This is a genomic window from Aquidulcibacter paucihalophilus (genome assembly GCA_030285985.1).
Lineage (GTDB): Bacteria > Pseudomonadota > Alphaproteobacteria > Caulobacterales > Caulobacteraceae > Brevundimonas.
The window spans coordinates 1,029,282-1,040,000 of sequence record CP127384.1; the positions used below are offsets into that span (position 1 = coordinate 1,029,282).

Genomic DNA, 10,719 nt, shown 5'->3' on the forward strand with positions numbered 1-10,719 from the left:
TGGCGTCAAAGGACGCCGATCATCGAAGCCACGAGCGGGTGCCGGACGATGTCCTGTTCGGCGAGCCGCACCACGGCGATGTCCGGCACGGGCTCCAGTCGCTGGGCGACATCCATGAGGCCTGAGATGCCCGGCAGCAGGTCGGACTGCTGGGGATCGCCCGTGACCACCATGGTCGAATGCCAGCCCAGGCGGGTCAGCAGCATCTTCAGCTGCACATAGGTGCAGTTCTGGGCCTCATCGACGACGATGAAGGCGTTGTTCAGGGTGCGGCCGCGCATGTAGCCGATGGGCGCGATCTCGATCAGGCCCTCGGCCATCAAGGCCTTCACCCGCTTCATGCTGAGCCGGTCGGAAAGGGCGTCGTAGAGCGGACGCAGATAGGGGGCGAGCTTGTCCTCCATGTCGCCGGGGAGGAAGCCGATCGATTCGCCGGCCTCGACGGCGGGGCGGCTGAGGACGATGCGGCCGACCTTGCCGGCCTCGAGCGCCTCGACCGCCTTGGCCACGGCCAGATAGGTCTTGCCCGTGCCTGCCGGCCCGAGGGCCAGGACGAGGTTGTGGTGGTCGATGGCCGTCATCAGCTCGGCCTGGCCGTCCGACTTGGGCTTCAGCGTTTTCAGATAGGCCTGGTCGCGATCGTCATTGGATGGATAGGGCGACCAGCCGGCGTGGGTTGGGAGCCGGCGTACCTTGGAGTCCTCCATGAACTGACGGGAATCGAGCACACCGTGTTCACGGGATGTCTCGCGGGTCTGACGCTTGATGGCCGCACGCTTGGTCATGGACGCCTCCAGGGCATGGAAGACGACGACGCGGAAAACGCGCCGTCGCGGGGCATGAAAAAAGGCGATGCCGGAAAAGCATCGCCTCGAACGAAGGTGGGGAGGAGAGAAGGGGACGCGACGCATCCGCCCGGGTCGGAAGAAGGATCAACTTCCAGCGGAATCATCCGCCGAACCGAGCGCACCACGCACAATCCCCGAAGTCTGACCGGACCGGGCTTGATCCGGCTTCCAATCCGGGGCCGAAATGGCGGCCTCGAATCGCATCTACATGATGTAGCCTAACGTGGTTTACGAGAGCTTAAAGCCCTCGATTTATTGAGAAATGGCGGTGTTCGGATGAATGTTTACGGTCTTGGCGACAAGAAACCACAGCTTCCGCCTGAGGGCGAATACTGGGTGGCACCGAACGCAACCCTCGTAGGAGACGTGATTCTCAAACCGGGCGCCAGCGTCTGGTTCGGGGCTGTTCTGCGCGGCGACAATGACCCCATCACCATTGGTCGCGACACCAATATCCAGGACGGCAGTGTGCTGCATTCCGATCCAGGCGAGCCGCTGACGATCGGCGACGGGGTGACCGTCGGCCATATGGTGATGCTTCACAGCTGCGAGATCGGCGACAACACCCTGATCGGTATCGGCGCGGTGGTGCTGGGCCGGGCGAAGATCGGGAAGAACTGCCTGATCGGGGCCAACACCCTGATCACCGAGGGCAAGGTCATCCCCGACGGATCGCTGGTCATGGGCCAGCCGGGCAAGGTGGTGCGGGAGCTGGAGCCGGGCCAGATCGAGGCGCTGAAGGCCTCGGCCGCCCACTATGTGCAGAACTGGAAGCGGTACGCGCGCGACCTGAAGGCCTGAGCCGGAACGGTCAGGCGATCCTGCGGCCGCCGACGGCGGCGAGCGAGAGGGCAGGGCGGGCGGCCTCGCCCACGCCGATCGAGACCCGGGCGGTGAGCAGGCGGGGCTCGTCTGGGGCGAAGCTCAGGCTGGCGATCGGCGCGTAGAGCCCCAGAATCCGGTCAACCGCGCCCGAGGGGCCCCGAAGTGGGACAAGGGCGATCTCGATCTGGGCCGACAGGAAACCGGCGAGGGCGGCGATCACGACGGGCCGGGCCTCGCGCACGGTCTGGGTCATGGCCCCCGCGACCAGGGGGCGCGAGGCGGTGCGCCAGACGGACAGAAGGTCGCTGTCCTTGAGAGATTCGCTGTGAAAACCCTCGATCCAGCTGCCCGCGAGGCGGATGACGGCATCTTCACCGGTACGTTCGGCGATAAAGGCGCGCGGCAGGCGCAGCCCGAGGGCGTCCGGCTCCAGCGCGGCGCGGTCGGGAATCCCCGCGCGAACGCCTCCGCGGCGGGCCAAACCCGTCCAGTGGTCGATCAGGAACTGCGTGTCAGGATGAAACATCGTTCTCGCCTCTGACCGCTGCGAAGCAAGCAGCGCGCCTGTGGCGGGTCGGGGCAAAGGGCAACGGAAATGAAAGGCTTTTGCGGTTCAGATGGACGCTGAAGCGCGCTGCGCCCGACGCGGCTCGCACTGACTTAACTGGAGGTCGGCCCATGCGGGTGCGGATCATGACATGGCTGCCGGCGCTGGCGGGCTTCTGCGCCCTGACGCTGTTCGCCGACAAGGCGGCGGCCCAGTGCGGCCCGGTGTGCCCGCCGCCGCCCCCGCCGTGCTGCGAACCCCCGCCGCCGCCGCCTCCGCCACCCCCGCCGCCCCCGGCCTGCTGCGAGAATCCGCCCCCGCCTCCCTGCTGCGGCGGCGGCGGCAATCTGAACGTCAACGTCAATGTGAACGCCAACGCCAATGCGAACTCCAGCGCCGCCTCGCGGGCGGGTCTGAACGCCCGTGCAGGCGGCAGCGTCTATGTCGGCGGCGGCGGTTCGGCCTATGTGACGGTGGACCAGCCCTATCCGACCACGATCAACGGCCTGATGGTCGAGGGCGCGCGCGTCCGGCAGGTCATCCGCGTGCCCTATGAGGCGCGGCGACGGTGGGAGAAGCGGGTCGTGATCCGCGCCTTCTGCATCGACGACCGTAATGTGCCCCATCCGGCATCGCAGGTGCGTCCCGACCGGGACGTGGACGGGGACTATGAGGGGGAGCTGTACCGCTGCCTCGCCGGCACCTGGCTGCAGATCACCTGGGCGGAATATACGGGCGACGCCGACTTCGGACATGGCGAAACCATGGACTGCCGCAAGGGCGAGGCCCTGTGGCACGGCCGCGGCGGCCAGATCGAGTGCAAGGCCCAGCGGGCCGAACGTGAGTGCAACGAGCGTTCGCTGCTGCGCCGCTACGGCGCGGGCGTGAAGATCCTGACGTGGGTTCGCGAGGAGACCTACACCGAATACCGCGAGGAAGTGGTCGAACAGGCCGGCTATGCCGTGCAGGGGGCCACGATCACCCTGGATGGCGGCGTCGGCGGCCGGGTATTCTGACGCGGGAGTGAACACCGGCGTTCAGCCGCGCGTCAGTCGCGGCGGCCCACAGTGTGAGCGTCGGCTTCGTCGACGATCCTGAGAAGCAAACTGGCCCCGGCTCTTGCGAGCCGGGGCCATTTTTTCGTCTGCTGGCTTCGGCCTACTGTGCCGCTGCCGGGGGGGCGGCGGGGTTGTCGGAAACCGACACGCCGCGCCAGGCCGTTTCGGCCCGCAGATACTGACGCGCCGCGCGCTGGATGTCGGCCACGGTGATGGCCTCCAGATCGGAGATGTGGGTCAGGATCTGATCGACGTCAGCCGGATTGGCGGCCACGCCGGACAGTTGTCCCAGCCAGTATTCGTTTCCGGCCTGGGTGCGTTTCAGCCGCTCCACCTCGGGCAGGCGGGCACGGTTCAGTTCGTCTTCCGTGATCGGCGTATCCCTGAGCGAGGCCGTGATGGCGTTCACAGCGTCGTAGAAGGCCGTGAAGGACTCCGGTCGGGTCAGTGCCTGGACGAAGATTGAGCCGTAGCCGGCGAAGGTGTCGGACGTGCTGGCACCGACGCCCGGCGAATAGGCGATGGCCAGACGTTCGCGGATCTCCTCGGTGGCGCGCAGGCTCATGACCTCGCCGAGGATCTGGATGGTCCGGGCTTCCGTGCGGTCCGCGACGGAGTCGGTGGTCGGCCAGGCGATGTAGGCCAGGCCCTGTTCACCGGGACCGGTGTGCTTCAGCACGACCGGCTCGGCGGTGCCGGCCGGGAAGCGCCGCTCGGTGGCACCCGGCGCCGGTTGGGGCGCGGGTCCACGGGCGGGCAGGGCTCCGAACGTCGTGGAGACAGCGGCGATGGCGTCTTCCACCGTCACGTCACCGACCACCGTCACATCGATCGGACCGGAGGCCAGGCCGGCGGTGACACCGCTGCGCAGTTCCTCGATCGTCCAGGAGCTCACCTCCGCGGCCGTGGGAAGCGATTCGCGCCGGTCGCCGCTGGCGAGAAGCTCGCCGGACTGCATGGCGAAGGCCCCGCCCGGGGTGGCCATCTGCTGGGCGATGATCTGCGGGAACAGTGCCTGGATCTGCTGGAACGGCGCAGGGCGCAGGCCCGGATCCGTCAGATAGGCGGTCAGCACCTGCATCTGCAGGTTCAGATCCTGCGGGCGGGTGGCACCCGACAGCTGCCAGGCATCGCTGTCAGCGCTGAAGCCAACGCTGTAGATGCGGCCGCTGAGGACGCGGTTGAGTTCATCGGCCGTCAGCTGGCCGAGGCCGCCCGCCTGGAACACGAAGCCGGCGAAGGCCAGCGGCGTGGAGCGGTCGGTCGGCAGGGACAGCTCGCCGATACCGGTCCGGACGCTGATGAGGATTTGCTCGTCGCGGAAGGTGGTCGGCTTCACCGTCAGGCGGACGCCGTTCGGGAAGGTGACGACCGTGGCTCCGACAGCGGCCAGTTCGGTCCGGTCGGTCGGCGCGGTCGGAGCGCCGAAGTTCGAGTAGGGCCAGTCCAGCTGGGCCTGGGCGGCGGGGGCCGCGACGGGCGCCTGGCGCGAGGCCGCGAGGGCTGCGGTGACGGCGTCTGCGCCACCTTCGATTTCGACCGGGGTGATGACCAGGATCACCGGGCCCTGTCCTTCAAAGACGGGCGGCAGGACGCCGTTGACCTGCGCCGCCGTCAGACCCTCGACGGCCTGGTTGAAGAGCGCGAGGTTGGTCGCCGGGGCGGTGAAGACCGACTCGCTGTTCGCGGCGTTCAGCAGACCGTTGACCAGGCCCGGCGTGGTGCGGGTCGCGGCGGCGGCGGCGGCGTTTTCCAGTGCCGTGCGGGTGTCGGTGATCTCACGCTGCAACTCGGCGTCCGATACGCCGAACTGAACCAGCCGACGCTGTTCCTGTTCGATCGTCTCAAGCGCGCGCTGCCAGCCGCCCGGATTGAAGGTGGCGTTGATGCCGCCGATTTCCAGGCTGTCGACCACGGTCGAGCTGGACGCGCCGGCGTTGATAAACGGCGCGTTCTCCTGACGCGAGATCTCCCCGAGGCGACGGTTGAGCACCGCCAGGCCGAGGTTGCGGATCAGGTTCGAGCGGCGCTCCGCCACGGTGTCGGGGTCCAGGTCGGGATCGCGAACCCAGTTCAGCTGGATCGACGACTGGATGCCGGGCTCGACCAGAATGCTGGTCTGGGGTCCGCGCGGCTGGACCGTGCCCAGGTCCGGCTCCGGACCCTCGGCGGCCTTCGGCTGCCAGCTTTCGAAGGCCGCGCGGATCTTGGCTTCCATGACATCGACATCGAAGTCGCCGACGGCGATGAAGGTGGCCCGGTTCGGACGGTAGTAGGCGTTGTAGAATTCCACGAACCGGTCGCGCGGCGCGGTCCGGATGATGTTCAGATCGCCGATCGGGAAGCGGTTGGACAGGCGCTGGCCGGGTGCCAGCAGGGCCAGCTGCGCCTTGGCGGAGCGAAGGCCGGGGGTGTTGCGGGTCCGCTCCTCGCCCTCGATCACGCCGCGTTCGGCGTCCACGGCGGCGGGGTCCATCAGCGCTTCGGACACCTGCTCGCGCATGATCCGCAGGGCGGCATCGACGGTCTCGTCGTTCGTGCGCGGCAGTTCCAGCTGGTAGAAGGTCTGGTCAAAGCCGGTCGCGGCATTGGTGTCGGCCCCGAAGGCCAGGCCCAGACGCTCGAGGATGCGCAGCAGTTCATTCTCGGGGATGTTGGTCGTCCCGTTGAAGGCCATGTGCTCCATGAAGTGGGCGAGACCCAGCTGGTCTTCATTCTCCATCAGCGAGCCGGCGTCGATGCGCAGGCGCAGGGAGGCCTGTCCGGGCGGCGTGGCATTGCGCATGACGGCGTACTGCATGCCGTTGGGCAGGACGCCGAAGCGGACATTGGTGTCGACCGGAATGTCGCTGGTCGCCTGGGCCCATGGATCGGAAGGCTGGACCTGCGCGAGCGCCGGCGCGGCGGCGGTCAGGACGGCGACGGAAGCCGCGGCAAGCAGAAACAGGCGAGCGGAACGCATTATCGGTCTCTTTCCGAAGGGCACGAGAGCTCCCGCATCGGGGCCGCGCCGGTCAATTGGGAAGGACCGCGGTAGACCTACCGCCGACGCCCCGCGCAACTCTTCGGGGACGAAGGGGTAAGTCTCAAGTTACCGAATGTTAATTTCCAGGCCGCGAGACGTAGAAGCTGGCCGAGTTTCCGACGGCGTTTGCGCCGGTGATCACCGAACGATTGGAACCCGCGACGGTTGTATTGGCGACAGCCGAGACATCGCCGGTGTTCGTCTGGGTGTTGCTGGCTTCCAGTCGGCCCTCGCATTCGGAGCAGGCGTAGCCGGTCACGCTGTTGCCGACGGCGTCGGCCCCGACCGAGATGTCATAGCCGTTCGTGCCCGAGAAGGTGGAGGTCACGTCCACGCCGCCCGTATTGAACTGGGTGTTGTCGATCTCGACGTAGATGTCGTTATTGCCGACCGAGAGCTCGTTCGCCGCGCCGCGGGCATAGGCTTCGGCGCGGCCGTAGTCATAGGCGGTGGTCAGGGCGGAGGCGCGGACGAAGCTGGAGTTTCGCTGGTCCGAGGCGTTCACGACCGAGCCGCCCTCATTATAGAGCACGGCCTGGTTGGCGGTGGCGCGGGCGCGGGCGGCGAGGTCCCAGGCATTGCCGGAGTTGGCGCTGGCCTCGGCCTCGATGAAGCTGCCGAAGGACCGCTGCGCGATGCTCAGGTCCTGGCCCGAGGTGTTGTCGCTGTTGACCGCGATGGCGTTGGCGATGGCCTGGCTGCTCACGCTGGCCTCGGCCGGGATGTACTGGCTCTCGATCCGGCCGAACGACCGGACGATGGCGGATGAGGCCTGGTCGATCGTCCCGCTGACCACCGAGGTCTGGCCATAGACGGCCACGGTGTTGGAGATGGCCGAGGCGCCGACCGCGGCACCGGCATGCAGACGGGCGTTGCTGTCGCCGACTTCGGTGGTGGCGCTGATCAGGCCGTTGTCGGTCGTCTGGGCTGCGTCCAGCGTCAGGCTGGCGTCATAGGCGCTGACCGCCAGATAGTTGCCGCCGGCCTGGGTCGTGGCGTTGACCACACCATAGGTGTCGCCGCCGAGGGTGATGTCGGTGGTCGCGACCGCGTCGCCCTGCATGGTCTGGTCGGACTGGACGGTGATCGAGCCGTTGTAGACCGCGCCCGAGGCGCTGTTGCCCTGGGCCGAGGTCCCGACCGTCACCTGGTCCTGCGAATCGACGACGTTCAGCGTCTGGCCGGCGAAGACGTCGCCCAGTTGCAGTTGCTGGTTCAGGACGATCGTGCCGTCCTGGGCCGCGGCCTCAGTAGCGGCTGCGGCGCACAGCACCGTCGCGGCGATCGTGCCAGCGAGACGGATCCGCGCGGGTTTCGCCATTGTTCGTGTCCGTGTTGGGGTAAGCGGCATAGAAGCCTCCGGTCGGGCCGACCGTGCCGCCCAGGGGGTCGGGACCGGCGTTGAGGCAGACTTCCGGGCCGGGCGCGCCGTAGAGGTTGGCCATGAACTCGACCGTCGCGCGTTCGATCAGGGCGCGCACCGCCAGCTGGACCGGCTCGAGCCCGCCTTCGCCGGCCGAGATGTCGAAGACATTGCCGTCGAGGAAGTCGAACACCCCGGCCGAGATCTCCCGGCCGATGATCTGCTTCTGGTAGGAGACCACATCAACCACCTCCAGCGTGGTGGTCTGGATCAGCCGCAGGTCGATGCCGATGTTCATCACATAGGCCTTGCCCGCGAACGCCGTCGACAGCGGCGTCTGACTGGTCGCCTGGCCGGCAGCCATGTCGAAGCCGCCCGAGCGGATATTGTAGTTCACCTCGGTGATGCCGCCGATGATGTAGAAATCCGTGCCGGGCACCGAGCCCGCAATGATGCGCCGGTACTGGACGTCGTCGGCGCCCGCGGGACCATCGTCACCGATCAGGCGGTTGTTGGCGTAGCGCAGCTCCATCTCGGAGACCGAGGTGTCATAGCGCTCGACCATTCGCGCGCCCGACTTGGCCAGGGCGGTCATGGCCATCAGCGAGGCCCCACCCGTGATCTGGCGGCCGCCATCGGCCGAGACGGTGCCGGTGTAGTCGGAGATCCGGCCCACAGCCATGCGCGGGGAGGGCAGGTTATAGCGACGGGCGTAGTCGGCCATGCAGTAGAGGGCGGCCGAGTAGGGGGTCGGATTGGCCGTGACCGGCGCATTGCCGATGGGCGTGGCGTAGAGGCCCTGCGGACCGGCCGAGGCCGAGATACAGCCGCTCAGCAGCGCGGCGGTCGCACAGGCGATACCGGCCGTCCTCAGGTGCCGTGAGATGGAGCCAACGATCATGGAAGCCTCAGCGTGCCGTTCAGTGTCGTTCCGGCGGTGACGGCGCCGTTGTTGACCTGGGTCGAGTTGACGATGACCGTGTTGTGATTGCCCTGGACCACGACGTTCAGGCTGTTGCCGATGGCGGTGGAGCCGCCGATGGCCGTGCCGCCGTTCCCGCCTGCGCCGGAAAAGCTGGAGGAGACCCCGCCGGAGGCGCTGGAATAGGCGCTCGCGCCGGCCTGGATGATTCCATCCACGATCAGCCGGTTGCCGTTGGCGTCCCGGGTCGAACCGGTCTGCGGCCGTGCCGTTGTATAGCGTGCCCCGCCATAGCCGGCCGAATAGGCGCCCATGCCGGAGGATCCCGCGGACTGCGCGGCGGCCGCAGCGGGCACAGCCAGCGTCGCGACGGCGGCAACAGCGAGGGCAGTCAGGGTCCGGGTCCGGTCGGTCATGGCAGGCGACTCCACGCAAACATGGTTTACGGGCCGGCAAGGACCCTGCGTGCCAATCTGGGTCATGGTTATTAAGAAGCGCTTGCCATGTTGTCGTTTGGCGCCCGACAGGGTGACCACGTGATCCAGTGGAGCCCGACCTGACCCAGCCGCCCGCCGAACGGATTCTGAATGCGCCGGCCGTGGCTGTGCTGGTCGCAGGGTCGATGCCGGCCCTGTACCTGATTCAGGAGCGGCTGTCGGACAGGGGGTTGTCCCTTGCGTTCCGGCCTTCGTCCCTGTGGACCGGGGCGTGGTGGCCGGGACTGCTGACCTCGATGTTCCTGCATGACGGCTGGGCCCATGTGGCCATGAACGCCACTGGGGCCCTGGCCTTCGGTCCGCCCGTGGCGCGCCTGGCGGGAGGGGCGAGGGGCGCGGCCGCCTTCCTTCTCTTCTATGTCGCGTGCGGACTGGTCGCGACCGGGGGGTACGGCCTGATCCATCCGGACAGCTATGATTCCCTGGTCGGGGCGTCGGGTGCGGTCTTCGGTCTGATGGGCGGGGCCCTGCGTCTGCTGGGCCGGCGCGATCACCGGCTGAGGTCGCTGGGGGACCGTCGCTTCCTGACGCCCGCGGCCGTCATCATGGCCGTGAACGTCGCCGTCGGCCTGGCCGGACTCGCCCCGGGCATGGAGGGGGCCCGGATCGCGTGGGAAGCTCATGCGTTCGGATTCGTGTGCGGTGCCCTGCTGATCGGGCCATGGGCGAAGGCGTTTGGCTCGCCGCGCGCGCCATTTGCTTCCTCGCCCGATCTGGGCGACGCTGACGTCTGAAGCGGGCCGTCCGCGGCCACGCTCTATATAGAGAGGGAGGAGCCGCGATGCTGGTCGCCGAAATTCTCAAGGACAAGGGCGACGCGGTCTACGCGATCGGGCCGGACATGCCGCTCGGTGAAGCCTGCCGGGAACTGGACCGGCTCAGGGTCGGGGCCCTGATGGTCTGTAACAAGGACAAGGTGGTCGGGGTTCTGTCCGAACGGGATGTGGTCAAGGCTGTGGCGCGTGACGGCCAGCCCGCCCTGGCCCGCCCGGTGTCACACTATATGACGGCCGAGGTGATCTTCGCCGCGCCCGGAGAGACGGTGGCGATTCTGATGGGCCGGATGACGGACCGCCGGATCCGGCACCTGCCTGTACTGCGGGACGGTCGTCTGGCCGGAGTCATCTCCATCGGCGACGTCGTCAAATGCCAGATCGCGGAAGCCACCCAGGAAGCGGAATCCCTGCGTACATATATAGCGGGCTAGGGCCGCCGCCTTAAGGCCACGCTTCGGCGATCGTGAATCCGCGAGAAAGTTCGTGAATCTGTCGGATTCCGGTTGCGGACAAATCGGTCGCTGCGTATATCGCCGCCTCGCTCGGAAACGGGCCGGCCGCCGGGGCCACGGAGACGAAAGCCTCCAGGGTCCCTCGGGAAGAAAGTCGCGAAAGCGGGTTGCTTCCCTAAGGGTGTTCGGTTAGGTTCCGCGCTCCAAACGAATCGTCGGTAACGAAACAGAGGCAAGCCTCTCGGGCTTTCCAGACGGTTTTTTGCGGCCTGAAGTCTCCGGATTTCAATCTCCGCAAAATGGCTGAAAAGCCCGGTTGACACGGAGATTGGCTCTCTTTAGACAGCCGCCTCCGCCGCCCTTCGGGACGGGTTCGCAGACAGAGGTTCTTCTTTAAAAAGAACCA

General features: G+C 67.4%; 10 protein-coding genes. 4 read left to right on the plus strand and 6 right to left on the minus strand.

Annotated elements, in window-relative coordinates:
• Positions 1-5 precede the first annotated feature (5 nt).
• Positions 6-797, minus strand: a complete 792-nt coding sequence (locus KB221_05045) for a PhoH family protein (protein ID WIY70866.1) — start codon at positions 795-797, stop codon at positions 6-8.
• A gap of 327 nt (positions 798-1,124) precedes the next feature.
• Between KB221_05045 and KB221_05050 the strand changes: the two genes are divergently transcribed.
• The gene (locus KB221_05050) at positions 1,125-1,649 is read left to right on the plus strand and encodes a gamma carbonic anhydrase family protein (GenBank protein WIY70396.1); all 525 of its coding nucleotides are present in this window, start codon (positions 1,125-1,127) and stop codon (positions 1,647-1,649) included.
• Positions 1,650-1,659: 10 nt separating this feature from the next.
• Here KB221_05050 and KB221_05055 read toward each other — a convergent pair whose 3' ends face one another.
• Entirely contained in the window at positions 1,660-2,199 is a 540-nt protein-coding gene (locus KB221_05055; protein ID WIY70397.1) for a PAS domain-containing protein, read from the minus strand.
• Between the two features lie 152 nt (positions 2,200-2,351).
• Here KB221_05055 and KB221_05060 point away from each other — a divergent pair, with 152 nt between their 5' ends.
• Positions 2,352-3,236 (plus strand): hypothetical protein, encoded by an 885-nt coding sequence (locus KB221_05060; protein ID WIY70398.1) that lies wholly within the window; start codon positions 2,352-2,354, stop codon positions 3,234-3,236.
• A 142-nt stretch (positions 3,237-3,378) separates the two neighbouring features.
• Here the strand turns inward: KB221_05060 and KB221_05065 are convergent, their stop codons facing one another.
• The 4 genes from KB221_05065 to hfaA form a co-directional block, all read right to left on the minus strand.
• Positions 3,379-6,240 (minus strand): insulinase family protein, encoded by a 2,862-nt coding sequence (locus KB221_05065; protein ID WIY70399.1) that lies wholly within the window; start codon positions 6,238-6,240, stop codon positions 3,379-3,381.
• 139 nt (positions 6,241-6,379) lie between these two features.
• Positions 6,380-7,624 carry a holdfast anchor protein HfaD gene (hfaD, locus tag KB221_05070; protein WIY70400.1) on the minus strand — a complete coding sequence of 415 codons (1,245 nt, stop codon included), beginning with the start codon at positions 7,622-7,624 and terminating at the stop codon, positions 6,380-6,382.
• On the minus strand, positions 7,551-8,567 hold the full coding sequence (hfaB, locus tag KB221_05075) for a holdfast anchoring protein HfaB (GenBank protein WIY70401.1): 1,017 nt from the start codon (positions 8,565-8,567) through the stop codon (positions 7,551-7,553). Before hfaB ends, hfaD begins: the two co-directional genes overlap by 74 nt.
• On the minus strand, positions 8,564-9,004 hold the full coding sequence (hfaA, locus tag KB221_05080) for a holdfast anchoring protein HfaA (protein ID WIY70402.1): 441 nt from the start codon (positions 9,002-9,004) through the stop codon (positions 8,564-8,566). The genes hfaB and hfaA overlap by 4 nt, the downstream gene beginning before the upstream one ends.
• 128 nt (positions 9,005-9,132) lie before the next feature.
• Between hfaA and KB221_05085 the strand changes: the two genes are divergently transcribed.
• Positions 9,133-9,819 (plus strand): rhomboid family intramembrane serine protease, encoded by a 687-nt coding sequence (locus tag KB221_05085; protein WIY70403.1) that lies wholly within the window; start codon positions 9,133-9,135, stop codon positions 9,817-9,819.
• 47 nt (positions 9,820-9,866) lie between these two features.
• A complete protein-coding gene (locus KB221_05090) occupies positions 9,867-10,292 on the plus strand; it encodes a CBS domain-containing protein (protein WIY70404.1) in 426 nt (141 codons plus the stop codon).
• Positions 10,293-10,719: the final 427 nt, after the last annotated feature.